The following is an 18,405-nucleotide window of genomic DNA, read 5'->3' as shown; positions in this document are numbered from 1 at the left end:
CTACGCTAATTACAACACAAATTACAACGCGAATTGCTATGCAGATGACAGCGTGAATGGTAGCGCTAATTACAACGCGAATTGCTATCTAACAAATCGTTGCAATTTTGGCAATGCTTTTGCAATCAAACCGTGCTTAGGCGAGCAAATCCATGCAAGCACAAAGAATACTGTTGCTACTAACACAATTGTTCCGCCTGTTGCTGTATCGAAACTCCATGAAACGTACATTCCGACTATTGATGAAGCACATCCAATTACAGGAGCTAGAACCATCATTATTGGCAATCTATCTGTAATAAGTCGCGCTGTTGCTGCAGGCGTGACAAGAAGAGCGAGAACAAGCACGTTTCCAATAATTTGTACTGAAACAACTACAGCAATCGCAACTAACACATAAAGCATTCCATCAAGCCACGCAACTGGCAATCCCATTGCACGCGAAGTTTCTCGATCCATTGATACACATACAAGTTCTTTATGGAATATGAACAGCAATGCCAAAATAATAAGGCCTGTTACAGCAACAACAGTAATATCTGAATCTGGAATACCAGTTATAGAGCCAAACAGGAAGGATTCCAAGGATCCAGCGTATCCGGATGCTTTAGAAATAATTACTATTCCAAGAGCGAAAGCAGATACGAAGAATACTCCAATAAATGAGTCTTCTCGAAGCCTACGATTTTGGCTAAAAATAGATACGATAAGCGCTGTTGCTACTCCTGCTAGAGCGCCTCCTAATAACAGATTTCCTTGCAAGACGAAAGCTATGGCAAGTCCTGGGAACACTGAGTGAGCTACAGCATCCCCAATAAACGCCATTCCTCTAAGCACTACATAGCATCCAACTACGCCGCAAATTACGCTAGAAAGACAGGCCACGATAAGCGCTTTTAGTAAAAACCAAAGGTCAGGATTTGTTAAATCTTGTATAAATTCTATTGGAGATAACATTACTTTTCCACCACACTTTCTTGCGACATTACGCGCTCAACGGCTTTAATAAGAGGATTTTGCGAAGCTACGTGGAAAGTTCTAACCCACTGTTCTGTTTGCAAATTTTGCGGATTGTCATCGCCCACAATAGTGCCGTCAAATAGCATTATTCTCGAGCATGAGTTAATGGAGCCAATAATATCGTGTGAGCTCATAAGAATTGCTTCGCCAGAAGCAGACAATTTTAAGAATAAATCTGTAAGCAGCTCCTGAGTAGGCATATCAAGACCAGTAAACGGTTCGTCTAACAGAAGCAAACGCGGCTCTCCAGCCAATGCTCTAGCAACGAGTACGCGCTGACGTTGACCTCCAGAAAGTTCGCCAATCGTGCGATCTTGGAAATCAGCCATTCCTGTGCGTGCAAGCGCGTTTAATGCAATCTCGTAATCTTCTTTTTTAGCGCGGCGAACGTAACCAATATGACGAATCCTACCCATCATCACTACATCTAAAACAGAAAGCGGGAAATCCCACGCAATATCGTGACGTTGAGGCACGTATCCAACGTAAGATACGCGAGAATTAAGTTTTGCACCTTCCACATGAGGAGCGCGCACTTCAAGTTTTCCAGTATGCGGAATCAAACCCATAATTGCACGAAATAGCGTCGTTTTACCAGCGCCGTTTGCGCCAAGCAATCCCACGAATTCGCCGCTATTAATGGTAAAAGAAACGTCTTTTACAACAGCGCGATTCCCGTACGAAATATTCAAGTTTTTTGCACAAATTACTGCATTTTCTTCCATATTCACTACCTTTAACACTTTCACTTCAAACATTTCGCTAAAGAATCCGCGTTCGCACGCATCATATCCGCATAAGTTCGCACATTCGCGTCGAAAGCGTCACCATAAATTGGGCAAACTTTCACATGCGCTTCAGCTGCAAGCTCTTTAAGCACAGACGAGCGCGAAATCAAATTCGGCTCCAAAAACACTGCTGGGATTTCCAAGTCGCGCAAAATTTGCGAAAGACGACGCCTATCTTGTACACTTGGCTCGCTTGAAGGGTTGATTGTTACAAATCCTGCAATATTTACGCCGTAAGCTTTGCCTAAGTATGCAAAAGCATCATGCGTTGTAACTAAATTGCGGCTCTCTTTTGGAATCGACTCAATTTTCTTACGCATATAAGCGTCTACATCGAGAAGCCTGTTAATATATCGGTCTGCATTAGCGCGATATTTGCGAGAATTTTTAGGGTCAACCTCACACAATCTGTCAGCTATTGTGCGCACATAAGCGATACCGTTTTTCACTGACTGCCATAAATGTGGATCAATATCTCCATGAACATGTTTTCCAAGAACTGCTTGAGGAAGTTGATAGATTTTCTGCCTTGCAAATCCAAGGAATCTATAGCCTTGTTCAGCTGGAATTTCTTTTAAAGCATTAGTAGGCACTTCTACTACCACATCTCGCGGCTCATAATATACGCGCTTTGGCGCAACCGACCGCTTTTCTTGCAAAGTATCAACCCTGTACAAGAATCCGCGTTTAGCTAAATCGTAAGCCAAATCTGCATGACCTTGATTCAAAACTACGCTAGCTCCACGCTTTTTCGCTAGTTTCTGCGCGTTAATACCTACAGCAAAACGCATAGTAGCATTTCCTAAACTTGCAACTCTTTCGTTTTGAGCATTGAGCATATCTGCGTGGAAATCGAGAGTGTATTCTCCTGGCTTACTAAAAGCCCAACTTAAATGCGTATGAGCATCCGCAGGCAAATCCACATGATCTTCATCATTAATTCCGTTTGCTGAATTAACGTAAGTTTCTACGCTTCCAAAAGTGCCAGTAAGGTAAGCGAAAAGCGAGCCAGGACCAGTTACTTTAGTGGCAGTTAAACGAATCCTATCCGAACGCTTCATATTGTATGCTTTTGGCTTTATTACAGTAGCGCGTCCTTCTTTCGTTACAGTTGAAGGCGCGTTTGATTGCGAAGACTGAGAAGACTGAGAAGAAGACTGAGAAGAAGACTGCAAAGACCGTGAATTATCGGATTTTTGCTCAGTTTTCTCTTGAGATTTTTGTTGCTCTTTAGCGTCTTTAGCTTCCTCAACCGGCTGCGAAGTTTGTCGTTCTGTAGCAAGACCAAGCCAAATAGTGTCTAAGGACACATCTTCGACCATTGGGATAATATCTGCCGCATGCTTCACGCTTTCTTCAGCAAGTTGCACATTTGGCACACCTTTTTGCAAGTTTGCATCTAAAGCTGTAATAACACTATGTTCTTCGAGCATCATGTAATTGCTAAAAGCTATATCCGCATACACAACGTCTCGAATTGAACGCAAACGTGGCTCGTAGGAGTGCGGATCAGCATTATCTGGCACAATTGAACTTACATTTGCAGAATCACCTGCTACATTTGCCACCATATCGCGCAAAATGCCTGTAGTTGTAACTACATTAATACGACCGTCGCGATGCCCTGCACGATTTCCGTTAGCGCTACCACAAGCAGAAAGCGGCAAAATAAGAGCAACGGATGCAATTGCAGCAAGCGAAGAGAACAAAGTCTGCTTTACTTTTTTGGGCTTATAAATCACCCTTACACACTCCTACTACCAATAAACCTAATAGCACAACCTAATAGCGCAACCTAATAGCGCAACAACCAGTCGAAACTAATAAGTCCACGCTTGTGGAGATACCAAATTCCTGCACCCAAAACGCCAATCACAGCAACAATTCCACCAATAATAAGCGAATAAGCAAGTGAAGGATTTCGCTTGAATAATCCTTTTACGCCCTTTGCTTCAGACTTCGCAATATCATCATTATCGTTCAAGTTCTTTCGATACAAGCTTTTAGCGAGCCTATTGTTACTAATTTTTGAAACAAGACCTTTAGACTTTTTAGCTTTTCTTGGCAATTGTTTTCCAGAGTTTGAATTGCTTGCTCCGAAACTACGACCACCACCGAAAGAATTTCCGCCGCCAACAAAACCGATTCCACTGCTGCCTTTATTTCCTCCAGAACGAGGCAAATTAGTGGACTTTGCTGGACTATGAGGTGAAGAAGGACCACCCTTTTTGCCTTTATCATCCTTTTTTTCAGTATTTTCGCCGCCGTCAGCATAACCCATTGGTGTTTCTTGTGGATCTACACCAACAGCAACGTGAATATTGCGAGTTACTGTAGAATTTCCGTCGGAAGCCTGGAATTGCAATGTGTAATATCCCGGTTCGTCGAAATCCCAATTCGCATGAGCATGCGTATTTGCAGGTATCGTATAATCTGTTGATCCTTGAGTGGAGAAAATCTCTTTATCTCCGCCTCCCAAGCCTCCAAACATCCAAACGCGTACATTTCCAGGACCTTCAACTCCTGTTAGGCTCAATTGAGTTGGCTTATGAGGATTCATAGACTGATTATTCCAACCCATCCATGGCACACCATCAATTTGTGTTTGCGGTATACGATACACGCCCTTAGTTTTACCAGCCTCACCAACTGCGAATACAACTGTGTCTGGGTCTCTAAATACGTGGCTTCCTGTCACATCTTCTTGCACAGCCATATCAACATTATTTGAATCGCCAGTATATACAGCAATATCAACGTGACCATGATCTATAACAAGTTTGTCACCCTTGATGTCTTTGAACTTTGTTGCAGAAGATTGCTGCTTTTGAGAATTTTGCTTCCCACCTTTAACGTTACGAATCCCACTAAAAAGACCACCGTTATTATTCCCAGCAAGTCCTTTATTGCTTCCGGCAAGTCCTTGTTGCTGCATTTTTGCTCCAGGCCATGGAGTCACATACACAGTGTTGTTATTGCCGTTAATGAAGAAAGATCCATTACTTTGTTGCAAATTAATGCCGTTACCTTCACTTTGCGAATCGTCATCGTCATTATCATCTGAATCTTCTTCGTCATCTTCGTCACCGTCAAAAGATGCGCCATCATAATCAGCAAAATCGCCATCTGTTACATCATGATTAGTTACATGAAACGTATAAGTCTGCTCAGAACTTTGCTCCTTGCCGTCAACGGTAGCAGTAGCTTTCATTTTTAACTTGTACACACCAGGACGGTTAAAAGACCAATACATGTGCGAATGCTTGCCGCCATCCTCAGTAATTTCAACATTTTTCGGCCAGTTTTCAGCGGAGCCGAGCATTTTCTCATAATCTTCACCGCTGCGAGTGTACATAAAAACTTCGCCGTTGTGAGGTGCTTCGATACCAGTTAGCGACAATTTAACTGTTGGATTAACTTTTGTAGAACCAGCTCCCTCATATAACGGTCTAGTATCTAAACCAGGCCACAAAGCGCCTGTATCCCCAGCTCCCGACTGATCAAAGAACCAAACTACACCTTCGCGAGTTGTTGCGTAAATTTCTTTTATTGCCGGATTGTCCTCATCTTTGGAAAGCTGCATGATGTTTTTGGAGCCGACTTCAAAAATAAGTCGATTCGTATCGTAACGAGCGCCATCATGATCATCACTTTCAAACGAATCACCCAAGGTACCTAATACCATGCGCTTATTTGTAGTATCAAAGAAAGTTGCAAAAACGTCAGTATGACCTTTATACGCGTGGCATATTGTAGCTTTACTATCAGCCGCAGATTGCGAAGCAGTTTTATCTAAGCGAGCAGCGGCACACGCTTCAAAATTAGCTTTCTTTATTTCGGCAAAATCTTTAGAAGATTTCTTTCCGCTTGCAACAGTTGCGTCACTACCATTGCCAGCAGCAAAAGCCGCAGGCGTTCCCATCATCATGCCGCACAAGCACACGCCCACCAACAAAGCGCGAGATAATTTCTTTATACTATTACGAACCATTTTCGTTACACCATTATTTCCACTGACTACCATCGTTTACATATCATCCGATTGAGAATATTGAGAATTATTAATTGGTGACATTACTGTCGTTTCTTGATCACGCACTAGATCCGACAAAGCACTTTCGCCATTTGCATTATTCACAAAATTTGCATTATTCACAGGATTTGCATTATTTGCATGCTGTTGATTAGCCTGTGCAGAAGCTTGTTCAGCAATCGCAAGATTACGTGCTTTCTTACTTTTAACTACAGCTATTAGCACAAATATCACAATAATTACGGCAATAATAGCTGCAAAAATAGCTATAATCTGAAGAACTAAAGCAGTGTCATCACTGTTTTCAGATGCGTTATTAGAGTGCTTATGCTTGTTGTGAAGAAGTTTGTTATTATGGTTATCTCCATCTTGTCCAACTTCATCTTTTATAGCTATATCATGTTCTTCTTCATCTCGGCCCTCTTCGTCACCCTCGTCGTCACTTGCTCCAGCAGCAGCTCCCGCACCTAAAGCGGCATTAGGATCAGCATTATCTCCAACAGCAAAATTAAGAACGCGAGTATCACTTACAGAGCGTCCGTTTTTAAGCTTTCCAGAAAAAGTGAGCTTTACGTGGTAGATTCCAGGCTTAGAAAACACCCAATTCACATGAGTATGAGCATTAGTTTCAATCCAGCTATTTTGCGGATATCCTTTAGTACTATCCCAAAGTTGCTGTGGATTATTGTTTCCATTTTCTAAGTAAACATGCAATTTGCCCGGACCGCTTACTCCTTCAAGAGAAAGATTCGCACCACGATTAAGCTCGTTAAGCACGCCACCTTCCTGTGTGTTCCAACCAAGCCATGGCACATCAGGATTCTGAGTTTGTGGAATAACATACAGCTTAGTTCCAGGCTTTTCGCCAATAAAACTGTAAGCAGCGTCATCAGGCATAGGAATTATTGAATTGCCACCTAATTTAAATACCACATTTTCTGGGTCTCGCCACACTGGTTCGTCACCAGTATCATCGCGAATCTTCAATTTCCATTTGCCATCGATTAGCGTTGGACCAAAATCGGCATGACCTGCTTGAATCATAACTGGCTGATTGCCTTCAGCAGCATAAGCAGTGTGCATTGAAGTTGGCACGCATAAAGATGCAACCAAAGTCATTAAAGAAAATATGAGCGCAAGCAATGAAGTAGGATATGCATGCTTTTGTTTTACTTGCAATGTTTCATTTTGTTTGTAATTCATTATTTAAACTTTCTAGTAATAATACGAATATTATTTACAACAATTTCAATTTAGAACGTATCACTGCTCCGCATGCGCCAGTTATTGCACATAAGCCAACGCTCGCGCTTGAAGCTGCAACCGCAACCCACTTTGTTGAGGAACCACTACTTTTCTTATCCTCTGGATTATCCTCATACGCTTCATCAGAATCTTCATCGTATTGCCTTGCATCTTTTGAAGCCTGATTTTCCTTATTTTTAGCTAAACCAGAATTGCTAACAGAATTATTCCCGGAATTATTGCCAAAACTATTGCCGGAATTATTATCTGTTTTCACGAAATTACGAACAGTTTGCCCACTTTTCTTAGAGCTCTTGTTTTTAGTATGAGTTCCACTAGAAGTTCGTCGCGATGAATTATGCGACGATTTTCCGCTTGAATTTTCTGTTCTTGTAAAAGAGCTAGAACCAGAGCTAGAACCAGAGCCATTTTGCGCATTATTGTTAGAATTATTCTTAGGATTATTCTTACGATTATTCTTACGATTAGTGAGGTTAATCTTATTGTGATTATTCTTTGTGCGCTTTAATTTTTTGTTGGATTTCTTAAAGAAATTAGATTCGAATTGGAATCCACCGTTAGAACTAGATCCTAATAATCCAGAATTTGCAGCGCCGCCAAATACGCCTTTCAAGAAGCTCCTGCCACCAGCAAAATGCTTAGTCTTATTTTTACGCTTATTTTTACGCTTATTATGGCGCTTCTCATGGCGCTTTTTTCCATGAGGATTCTCATCATCTTCAGAATCAGAACCGCTTTGATCATCATTGCCATCATTGTTATGAGAGTGAGGAACGCCCTTCATCTCAATAACATAATCGCAAAACTCATCAAATTTGCTATTTCTGTAAAGCTCACCGTTCTTTAAAACTAAAGAAGGACGAATCGTTGCACCTTGCATTGATGCATCAAGCTTTAAGTCCAACTTGCTGCTAACAGCACCAGGAATGCGCTTAAAATCGTTTTCTCCTTCCTTTTTAATCAACCAAACGTAATCTTTGACTATGGAAGTTACAGGATTCGTAGGGTCATCGATTGGATCACCTGTAGTAGCATCGGTTGCAACATGAGGGTTAAGCAATACTGTTTTCGCATGTAAAGTATCCCCTGGCTTAAAACGCTTATAAGGAACAATCGCTTTTACTACAGGATGCCCATCAGCACCGTGATCTTCAACGGCGATGGTTGCAGACGCAGTATCTTTACCAATTTGCGTTTCGCCTTCAGTTGCGTGAGCATACACTTTCATCTTGTTCATTGCAGGCTCAGCTGGAAGCTGCAATCTCTCAGCAAAAAGAGTGGTTCCGTACGCGTCAGGACCTTCGTCAGCGCGCACATATCTCCACTCAATACGAGCACCCTTTGGTTTGTTAACTACTTTTAAATCTAAACCGCCATAACCTTCGTATGAATGATAATGCGGATGTTCTCCGGAATCGCGAATATTGCCGATGCGCATATCGCCGCCATCGTCTTTATCCGTGTCTTTATGTTCTTCGGAAGCTTTGTGCGCTTCTTCATCATCGTCAGGATTAATAAAATCACCGCGACGATGCAAATCAAGCGTTTCTGGGATTCCAGAAGTAGGAACTTCGCCGGAATATGTGTCTTCTACTTCAAAAGTGTATTCTGCAGGCTCGGTTGTGATCTGCTTTTTAGTGTTCTTATTTGTAATAGTTGCTGCTACTTTTAGCTTGTAAACGCCAGGCTGCGTAAATCCCCAGTTTGCATGCATATGACCAGCAGTATGTTGGTGAATTACGCCAGGTAGCATAAATCGGCTGCCCTCAGTATCAGGTTCGTCGTCTAAATCGTTCTCTTCAAATGATACTTTCTTCGAATTTTTACCAATGCCATTGGTAGTCCAAAGCAAAATGCGACCGTTCATTGGTCCAGTAACTTGCTGGATTGCAATATCTGCTGTTGCGTCATCTGCGTGAGATGCACCAACTAAAGTTGAAGCATAACCTGTGTCCCAACCCGGGAAGAGAGGATTTCCTTTTTGATTTCCGGAGCTATCGAGATAGTAGTATTCAGTAGCTAGAGCAGGAAGTTGCGATTTTGTAGTGTATGTGCTTTTTGCTACGCGCAAAGTAGTGTTTTCAGGCTTTAAGAAAGTTTCAGCGTCTTTTTCGACGGCCATAATGAATTTACCATTGTATTGAATTGGGTAAAATACGTCTGTATGGCCGTGACTTAGCACTTCTTTTTTTGTAGGATCGTATTTTTCACCACGATTACTATTTTCTAATGCAACTGCTGGTAAAGCTGCACTAAATCCTGATGCAAGCACGGCAAACGCAAGTATTGCAACACTTGCCATTGCAAAAGCACGTTTCCCAATATTCCTGATGACCTGAGTCATTATTATTTCGCTCTCTACACTTCATCTTCTTCAGTCTTATCTGCTCTCTTCTAATATCAGATAATTATTGAAGATATTTTTACAACGTGTATCAATAATAATAATGATTCTCATTAATGGCAAATAAATATTCAGCGCGTGTCGCAAGTAAATAAAATGCAATACAGATTGGCGAGCACTTCCCTGTTTTTGTTTACTTACACACCAAATAAGTAAACATTTTCTGGAAAATTGCCCGCCACTTCAGCTAAATCAAAACTAAATCAACTAATCAACTAATTAGCATCCTTGTTATTACGCTTATATTCGTCGCGAATCTTCACGAAATCCTTATAGTTATTAGCGAACTTCGTTTCACCAGTCTTAAGATCAGTCGTAACAAAATAAAGCCACGGACCTTTCTTAGGATTAAGCGCTGCATAAATAGCATTATCTCCAGGAATACTAATAGGAGTTGGAGGCAATCCTTTATGAATACGCGTATTGTACTTATTATTCGCATCATCTAACTGAGATTGTCTAAGTTCTATAGCTTTTATTCCAATGCCATATGCAACAGTCGTATCCATACCAAGAGGCATGTTTTTATCAAGACGATTCAAAATTACGCGAACAACTTTGCCATAATATTCTTTGGTGTTCACTTCAGCTTCCGCAATTGAAGCTATTTTCAGCACTTTTTCACGTTCATTGCCTTTAGGAACTTTTAACGCGTCTAATTTTTCTATGCGCCGATTAACCATAGATGAAAGGATTTTCTTAGCATCCTTAATCTGCTTAACGTTATAATTTCCAGGCTCGAGCCAACCTTCAAAACTACCATTTGCTTCAGGTGGCAAAATTCCAGCACCTTTAGCGTTAATAATTTCTTTGAACTTTGAGTAATCTACTCCAGAAATTTCAGCAGCTTTTCTAATAATATCAGTTGAACGCTGTCCAGCCTGTACTTCTAAGAATCCTGTAGCTTTAGTTCTGTCTGAAAGAATATCTACAACATCCATAGAAGACATATGCTTCTTTAACTTGTAAATTCCAGGATACAAAATCTTATTATTAGCAGAAACCACGCTTGCAAAAACAGCTTGGGATTTAACGATTCCTTGCTTAACTAATTTCGCGCCAATCGAGTTTGCACCTTCACCAACTTCAACAGTGAAATCTACTGAGCCTTCTCCAGGACCAGGCCAATCATCATTTGCTGAAATCTCTTGCGGATTCATAATAGAACGCGCGATTTTGGCGAAACCATAACCGGCAATGCAAAATATTAACGCAATAACAATGGTAATAATTACAGCGCGAGTGCGACGCTTACGCTTAGATTTCTTCGACTTCATAGACTTCTTACCTTTACTAGCATGAGAAGACTTTATATGTGAAGCTTTAGATTTTGAGGACTTTGAATGGGCGGATTTTAATTTAGCTTTTTCTTCAGAATCAGACTCTGAATCAGAATCCAACTGAAGATCATTAGAATCAGATTTATCGGATTTATCAGACTTATCCGACTTATCCGAATCTAAACTGGATTCTTCAGACTCTAAATCAGATTCCTCATCATAAGATTCTGAAGACTCAGAATCATTGCTAACCCATTGAGCATTATGCTCGAAAAAATCATCAAGATTTTCAGGCACGACACTCTCCTTCATTGTGATAATTATCAATAGCTGATTGCAAAATCAACACTGCCGACTGCTGGTCTACCATAGGACGATGCTTTTTAGTAGAAAGATCCGCTTGCAAAAGCTGGCGGTGAGCACTTACTGTTGTTAAACGCTCATCTTTCCAAACTACTTCTGGTATATAATCCAACGCCCAATCTTTTTCATCATGCAATAATTGCATGCGTTTGATTAAGTTTTTCCCCCAGCGCAGAGCTTTTTTAGCAGATTTTCCTTCAGTGCCATCAAGTTGCAAAGGCAAGCCAATAACAACTTTTTCTACACTGTTATCTTCAATAACTTCAAGTACTTCATCGATAGCACGGAAGGAATCCCCAAACACTTGCACATTACCAATCGGATGAGCAAATGTAAGCTCAGGGTCGGAAACCGCAAGACCGACCCTGGCATCACCTAAATCAACGCCAAGCCAAATCATAAAAACTAAAACCAAGCTTTCTTGTTCTGCTTAGCGCAAATTTAATACGCACTTTATTTTAAAGTAGGCAAAAATTTTCATAAACTTTAATTTTATTTTTTAAAACTAAAGATTTGCAACTTCTGCCTTAACGGATTCAAGTGCTTCATCAATCTTAGAAGCGTCAACGCCACCGCCCTGAGCGAAGTCTGGCTTGCCGCCACCACCGCCACCAAGCACCTTGGAAGCAGTACGAACAAGATCTCCAGCCTTGGCTCCAAGACCGCGAGCAGCTTCGTTTGTAGCAACAGCAACCATTGGGCGATCATCTTCATTAACACCAGCAAGCACAACAACCACTGGAGCAGATTCACCTAAGCGAGCGCGAATATCTAGAGCTGTCTTACGCAAGGCATCGAATGAGCCAAAATTGCCAACATTCTTAAGAACAAGCTTAACTTTTTCGCTACTGTTCTTTGCTTCATCAACTAATGCTGGTACAGACTCATTTAATTGAGCTTCGTAAACAGCAGCAAGCTTACGATCAGAATCCTTCATCTTGTTAAGCAAAGATTCCAAGCGTTCAGCTAACTCGTCTGGACGAGCGTTAACCATATCTGCTAATTGCGCAACCAAAGTGTGTTCGCGAGCGCCATACTCGTATGCAGCCTCGCCGCAAAGAGCATCGATTCTGCGCACACCAGAGCCAATAGAAGACTCGGAAAGAATTGTTACCATGCCAATCTTTCCAGTGCTCTTAGCGTGAGTACCACCGCAAAGCTCGCGGCTCCAACCGTCGCCGATTTCAACCACGCGCACAACGTCGCCATACTTTTCGCCGAACAAGTGCATTGCTCCAAGCTTGAAAGCGTCGTCAATTGGCATTTCCTTTGGAACAACCTGCAAATCGTCGCGAATACGCTCGTTTACGCGAGCTTCCACGCGAGAAAGCGCATCCTTATCAACAGCCTTTGGCCACTGGAAGTCGAAGCGCAAACGATCTGGATCAACTACAGAACCGCGCTGAGTTGCCTGTGGACCAAGCTCTTCGCGCAAAGCCTTGTGCAGAGTGTGAGTAGCAGTGTGAGAACGTGCCAAAGCAGCCCTACGAACCTGATCAATATTCGTGTTCACTGGAGCACCAACACTCAAAGTACCTTCAGTAAGTCGGCAGCTGTGAACAATCAAATCCTTAATTGGACGCTGAACATCGTCAACTTCCAAAATTGCGCCGTCGTCGGAGATAATCTCACCCTGATCAGCAATCTGACCGCCGCGCTCAGCATAGAATGGCGTGCGGTCGAGAATAATCTCAACGTTTGCAGGAGCAGTAACGCTTTTAACAGAACCTTTACCTGCTTCAACAATTGCCAAAACGTTCGAGCGGCTGGAGAAGTCTGTGTAACCAAGGAAGTCGATTGGCTTTTCAAGCTCCTTCTTAATATCGTCATAAACGCTAACGTCCACATTGTGACGCTTCTTCAAAGCATCAGCGCGAGCGCGGCCCTTCTGCTCGCTCATAAGCTCTCGGAACTTAGCTTCATCAACCTTAACACCCTGCTCAGCAGCCATCTCCAAAGTCAACTCGATTGGGAAGCCGTAAGTATCGTGCAAAGTAAATGCGTCAGAGCCGCCAACAATAGGATCATCCTTGTGTTCTTTCTTAGCTTTTTCAACAGCCAAGTCAAGAATAGTTGTGCCCTTTTCAAGAGTGCGACGGAACGCGTCTTCTTCACCGTATGCAGCTTCGCTGACTTCATGGAAAGTATTATTAAGCTCTGGATAGCTTGGTTCCATTGCAGCCTTAGAAACTGGGAACAAGGTTGGAAGAACTGGATCTTGAACGCCGAGCATGCGCATTGCGCGAACAGTTCTGCGGAGAAGACGACGAAGTACATAGCCGCGGCCAACATTACTTGGACGCACGCCATCACTCATAATCATCAAAGCGGAACGTACGTGATCTGCTACAACGCGGAAACGCACGTCAGCATCATTATTATCACCGTACTTTACGCCGCTAAGCTTTTCTGCAGCTTCAATAACTGGGTAGACTTCGTCGGTTTCGTAAATATTTTCCTTACCTTGCATAAGGTAAGCCAAACGTTCCAAACCTGCGCCGGTATCAATATTCTTCTGGTCAAGCTCACCAACAATATGCAAATCAGTCTTGGACTTGACGTTATCTACCTGGAAGTTTTCGAAAACCAAATCCCAAATCTCAATAAAACGAGATTCGTCAGCAGCAGGACCGCCATCCTTACCGTATTTAGGACCGCGATCAACGTAGATTTCGGAGCATGGGCCGCCAGGACCAGGACCACCAGTAGTCCAGAAGTTATCTTCCATGCCGAAAACTTGCATGTGCTCTGGATCGAAGCCTTCGTTCTTCCAAATTGCGCGAGCTTCATCGTCGTCAGTATAAGTAGTTACCCAAAGCTTTTCAGGGTCAAATCCGTATCCGCCCTTATCTTGCGGAGTTGTTAAAAGCTCCCAAGCGTAGTGAATAGCTTCTTCCTTAAAATAATCACCAAACGAGAAGTTACCAACCATCTGGAAGAATGTGCCGTGACGAGTAGTCTTGCCGACTTCGTCAATATCAAGAGTACGAACGCACTTCTGATTCGAAGCCATGCGGCGCGAAGGAGGTGTCTGCTCTCCGAGCAAGTAAGGAATAAACGGCACCATGCCTGCGATAGTAAATAACGTAGTTGGATTCGGCGAAATAAGAGACGCCGAAGGAACAACCATATGACCATTCTTACCAAAATAGTCGAGATAACGCTTTGCAATTTCTGCTGTGCGCATAGGTATGAACTCCTCTTGTTTTATTTAAGACGCCATGAGTCAAGGCGGCACAAAGAAATATCATACCATCATGATTAAGGCGTTAAAGCAGATGAGTAAATCTGCCGTGTTAGCTCAAATATTATTTTTAATCGACAGCTTTATCGGCCGATTCTTCATTAAGCTTTTCAGCTTTAGATTCTGTAGTATAAACTAACTTGTCTGCATGCTTATTCACAGAATCATATTTATAACTACCGGATTCAACTTGACCGGATTCAACTTGCTTAGCATAGCGTGAATTCAACTCTTCTTCATGATTCTTGCAATTAGAATTGAAATCTCTAAACAAGAGTATCAAAGTGCGCAAATTAAGAGTATCTGGACTATCGTCATCTAAAATCTTGCATGCCGCAGCAGAAAGCTTGTTCTTCAAATAAGCGCGGAATTTCGTAACAGCTAATACTCCAGCAATAAAACCAGTGGCAACCCAGAATAAACGCTTAAACATGACTCTACTCCTCGTTATCTAAAGAAGAATTTAAAGAAGAATGCGATGAGGATAATTTATCTTCTTTATCTGATTTATCTGAAGATTTAGATGAAGAAGATACAGCAGATGCCATAGCAGAAACAACAGCAGACGCTACTGCAGAAGCTGCATTCGACACATGCTCTGAACTTTTAGATTCAGCAGAATCAGAATGTTTGTTGAAGAAAGATGAGAATGTATCTTTGATGGAATATCCAATAGATGCAAGCTTTATAATTGGCTTGCCAAGGAATGTTCCATACAAATCAGTAAGAGCGCTAATATTCGTTAAGGTTGTGCGAGTGGAATCAGTAATTACATTCACATCATCCAAAGTCTTATTAACTCGCTTCATAGTTGTTAACGACTCATCGATTGCAGGAATAGCGTGATCACCTGATTCTTTAACAGTTTGTGAAACTTGGTCAAACATTTTACCCAATCTAATAAGTGGGTAAATTATGGAACCAGAAAGCACTGCGAACGCAATTGCCGCAATCAATCCCGCGATATCTCCAACGCTCATCATACCTCTTTCCTGCCATGAAGAAATCACGTTTATCCCATGATTTCCAACATTATTCTGCTCGCCTAAAGCTCACAGATTTATCCTATGCAATGACATAAGATTAACGAACGGTCACGACTCAAAATATTAACTAAATCTGCCGCTACTCGTTGTATCCCTTAATTTCAATAGCTTGATCTAATGGCTTAGTCGTATCAAAATCAAGTCTTGTTACGCTACCGTTTGCCGGTCTTTCACTTAAATCGTATCCTTCAGGAGCAAAGCGATGCATAAGACTTAGCAAAGTGTTGCCATGCGAAATTTGCAAAACATTATCTCCGTCCAGCAAACTTTTATTAGCTGCGATAAGAGAAAAACCACCTTCTACGCGAGTCCAATATTCAATATCCGACTCAGCGTCATGGAAAGGATCAGCTTCTTTAAGCATGTCGCGAGTTGCACTAAGACCAAATTTCTCAACTATTTCATTATATGAGTGAACACCATGCGGAGCTCCTGCAGCCCACCATGCCATAGACATATCTTGACCTTCAAAATACCCATAGCATTGTTCACGAAAATGCATATCGCTTATAAGCTTTGGGCGTTCGTGTTCTGCAGTTTCGTTTATGTCTAAGATTTTCTGTGCCGTAACTTGCGCACGAGTAGTATCTGAGCAGTAAGCTGCAGCAAAATCAACATTAGCTAATTTTTTAGCAGCCCGATTAGCATCCGCAATACCGCGCTCAGTTAATGGAGAGTTAGACCATCCTTGCAAACGGTTATATCTATTGAACATAGTCTGACCGTGACGAACCAAGTAAATATGCAATAACATAATGCCTTCGTTTCCATGCGTATATTGCGCTTTACATTTTAATATGTCTTAAAATGCGTTTTAATTTATCTCGATGTGTTCTAACTCGCTTTAACTAGCCTTAGCGTGTATTTTTAAACGCAAATATTGCAATCAAAAAACACACGCTAAAGCTGAAACTAAAACTAAACCTAAATCTCAAGCTTAATCTAAATCTATTTCTCCAATTTCGTGGAATCGCTTTGCAATAAGCTCAGGAGTAGTATCCGAAACCCAAGCAGCCATACCAGATTCAGAACCAGCTAAATACTTGATTTTGTTAGCAGCACGTCTGAATGAGAAGAATTGCAAATTCAAACGATAATGAGATCTGCGAGGATCGCGAACAGGAGCTTGATGCCATGCTGCGATATAAGGAAGATCCATGCCCTTGCCATCGCCTTTATCGAAGAACTTATTCCCTCTTTTCAGCAAAGTAATATACATTTGCGCAAGATCCCAGCGCTCTTGATCATCAAGCTGATCCAAGGTTAATACGTCTCGAACTGGAGAAACATGAACTTCTAGCGGCCACCTAGCAGCTGCAGGAACATATGCAACCCAACTGTGATTTCGCATAATAACGCGAGTTCCAGCTTCAAGCTCTGCTTTCATCAAATCCTTAAGCAAATTTCCACCAGTGCGATCGAAATAAGCTTCAGTATGACGCAATTCTTGTTCAAGTCGAGGAGCAATAAATGGATAGCAATAAATCTGTCCGTGAGGATGAGCTAGCGAAACACCAATTTCCGCACCGTGATTTTCAAATGGGAATATTTGCTCAATTCCATCAATCTGACTAATTTCTGCAGTACGGAAAGCCCACGCTTCAACTACAGTACGCATTCTAAAAACAGAAAGATTAGCTGGAAGAAGATTCTCATCTGGACCGAAGCAAATTACTTCGCATCTGCCAGCTGCAGGAGCTTTTTTCCACAATGGATTTCCGTCAACATATTTGACTGACACGTCTTCGCCTGGAACTTGCACCATTGATGGGAAGCGGTTTTCAAATATTACAACGTCATAATCCGTATCTGGCACTTCTCCATCTTGGTAAGGATCCCCCGGCTTGCGCGCAGCTAAAGGATTGCTTTTAGCAAGAACGGTTGGACCGGCTGTAATAGGGCGATTCATACGAGCTGTTGCCATAGGAATCCAGTCGCCAGTAAGAGGATCCTGGCGCATTTCTGGAGCCGTATAAGGCGATTCGTTTCCATTCGCATCCACTATATACGAGAAGCGGTAAGGAAGTTTGCGCGGATCTTTTAACTCTCGCGTTTTACGACCGCTTACGTATTCAGGATTGTCATCCATGTAGAAGAAATCGCGTCCGTCTGCAAGCTTTGTTGCAGTAATACGAATATGCTCTCGAGCGTACGTTCCAGGGCGATAAAGCTTATACGGATATTCACCATCAAAATCACGAATAGGATTTTGCATGGATACTGTTATTGGAGTTTGCAGCATATCTTTGGAAGATAATAAATCAGATTCATCCTCAGATTTCGATACAAGATCCATTAGAGAAGAATCTCCAACACCCGTGCTCGTTATTTTATTGATAGCAGAAGTATCTTTTTGACGAGCTGCGCGAATTGCATCAACATCAATCGCGTCAAACGCGTCTGTATCTTCCAAGTTTCTAATTACTTGCGAATCGTCTATATTTGGACGTTCAGATCCTTTTTCGTTGATTTCAAATCCTGGAGCGGCTCCACCTTCAAATCCTGCTCCTGGACCAGCAAACCCTGCATTAGTTGGTATTGAATGTAAACCATCCATTGCAAAAGTCTTATCTTTCGAATCTGATCCTTTAATTTTGTTATTAGTCGATTCGTTTTCTGACTGGCTAATATTTGGGTTCATAATGTAACTCTTGTTCTGGCTTTCGTTTTGATCGTTTAAAGTATTGTAAGACATTTCGACCCCATCGTCTTCGCACCCTGAAGTGCTAAGCGTAGTTTTTACTATTCTATGCTTTATTCCCGTATAATACACTCTACATGTTACTTTTTGTAACATAACGAGCGTTATTGCAAATATCATAACACATATATGTGAACTTTTAATATAAATCTGTAATAAAATGTAACTTTCGCAAAACGCCGGAAGAATACCATATTCTAAACATTTGCCAAATAACACTAAATAACGCATTAACCCCTGCCACGTTATATACACAGCAG

11 protein-coding genes and 2 pseudogenes are annotated in these 18,405 nt (G+C 41.8%); all 13 read right to left on the bottom strand.

All coding sequences use genetic code 11. The features are described 5' to 3' along the window. Positions 1-84: 84 nt before the first annotated feature. Entirely contained in the window at positions 85-957 is an 873-nt protein-coding gene (locus tag HXT51_RS05470; protein ID WP_103084642.1) for an anchored repeat-type ABC transporter permease subunit, read from the bottom strand. Then, positions 957-1,745, bottom strand: coding sequence for an anchored repeat-type ABC transporter ATP-binding subunit (locus tag HXT51_RS05465; protein WP_180978588.1), 789 nt, complete (start codon positions 1,743-1,745; stop codon positions 957-959). The genes HXT51_RS05470 and HXT51_RS05465 overlap by 1 nt, the downstream gene beginning before the upstream one ends. Before the next feature lie 20 nt (positions 1,746-1,765). After that, on the bottom strand, positions 1,766-3,550 hold the full coding sequence (locus HXT51_RS05460; protein ID WP_103084640.1) for an anchored repeat ABC transporter, substrate-binding protein: 1,785 nt from the start codon (positions 3,548-3,550) through the stop codon (positions 1,766-1,768). 53 nt (positions 3,551-3,603) lie between these two features. Beyond that, positions 3,604-5,799: a choice-of-anchor M domain-containing protein gene (locus HXT51_RS05455; RefSeq protein WP_180978600.1), complete on the bottom strand. Its 2,196-nt coding sequence runs from the start codon at positions 5,797-5,799 to the stop codon at positions 3,604-3,606. 13 nt (positions 5,800-5,812) lie between these two features. Next, positions 5,813-7,044: pseudogene (locus HXT51_RS05450) on the bottom strand (choice-of-anchor M domain-containing protein). Between the two features lie 34 nt (positions 7,045-7,078). After that, complete coding sequence (locus tag HXT51_RS05445; RefSeq protein WP_421776360.1) at positions 7,079-9,451, bottom strand: choice-of-anchor M domain-containing protein; 2,373 nt, start codon at positions 9,449-9,451, stop codon at positions 7,079-7,081. 275 nt (positions 9,452-9,726) lie between these two features. Continuing rightward, the gene (mltG, locus tag HXT51_RS05440; protein WP_421776829.1) at positions 9,727-10,824 is read right to left on the bottom strand and encodes an endolytic transglycosylase MltG; all 1,098 of its coding nucleotides are present in this window, start codon (positions 10,822-10,824) and stop codon (positions 9,727-9,729) included. A gap of 256 nt (positions 10,825-11,080) precedes the next feature. After that, positions 11,081-11,554, bottom strand: a complete 474-nt coding sequence (ruvX, locus tag HXT51_RS05435) for a Holliday junction resolvase RuvX (protein WP_415692643.1) — start codon at positions 11,552-11,554, stop codon at positions 11,081-11,083. A gap of 105 nt (positions 11,555-11,659) precedes the next feature. Further along, positions 11,660-14,341 (bottom strand): alanine--tRNA ligase, encoded by a 2,682-nt coding sequence (gene alaS, locus HXT51_RS05430; RefSeq protein ID WP_421776359.1) that lies wholly within the window; start codon positions 14,339-14,341, stop codon positions 11,660-11,662. 127 nt (positions 14,342-14,468) lie between these two features. Next, positions 14,469-14,831: a hypothetical protein gene (locus tag HXT51_RS05425; RefSeq protein ID WP_421776358.1), complete on the bottom strand. Its 363-nt coding sequence runs from the start codon at positions 14,829-14,831 to the stop codon at positions 14,469-14,471. 139 nt (positions 14,832-14,970) lie between these two features. Next, positions 14,971-15,378 (bottom strand): annotated as a pseudogene (locus tag HXT51_RS05420) (DUF948 domain-containing protein); the annotation flags it as partial. Between the two features lie 145 nt (positions 15,379-15,523). Beyond that, entirely contained in the window at positions 15,524-16,198 is a 675-nt protein-coding gene (locus HXT51_RS05415; protein ID WP_421776357.1) for a histidine phosphatase family protein, read from the bottom strand. A 183-nt stretch (positions 16,199-16,381) separates the two neighbouring features. Continuing rightward, entirely contained in the window at positions 16,382-17,659 is a 1,278-nt protein-coding gene (gene galT, locus HXT51_RS05410) for a galactose-1-phosphate uridylyltransferase (RefSeq protein WP_308411039.1), read from the bottom strand. Positions 17,660-18,405 lie beyond the last annotated feature (746 nt).

The organism is Gardnerella sp. KA00255, from assembly GCF_049244095.1.
Taxonomy (GTDB): domain Bacteria; phylum Actinomycetota; class Actinomycetes; order Actinomycetales; family Bifidobacteriaceae; genus Bifidobacterium; species Bifidobacterium vaginale_F.
Note: the sequence above shows the minus strand (reverse complement) of the source record. Positions and strands in the feature narration are given on the sequence as shown.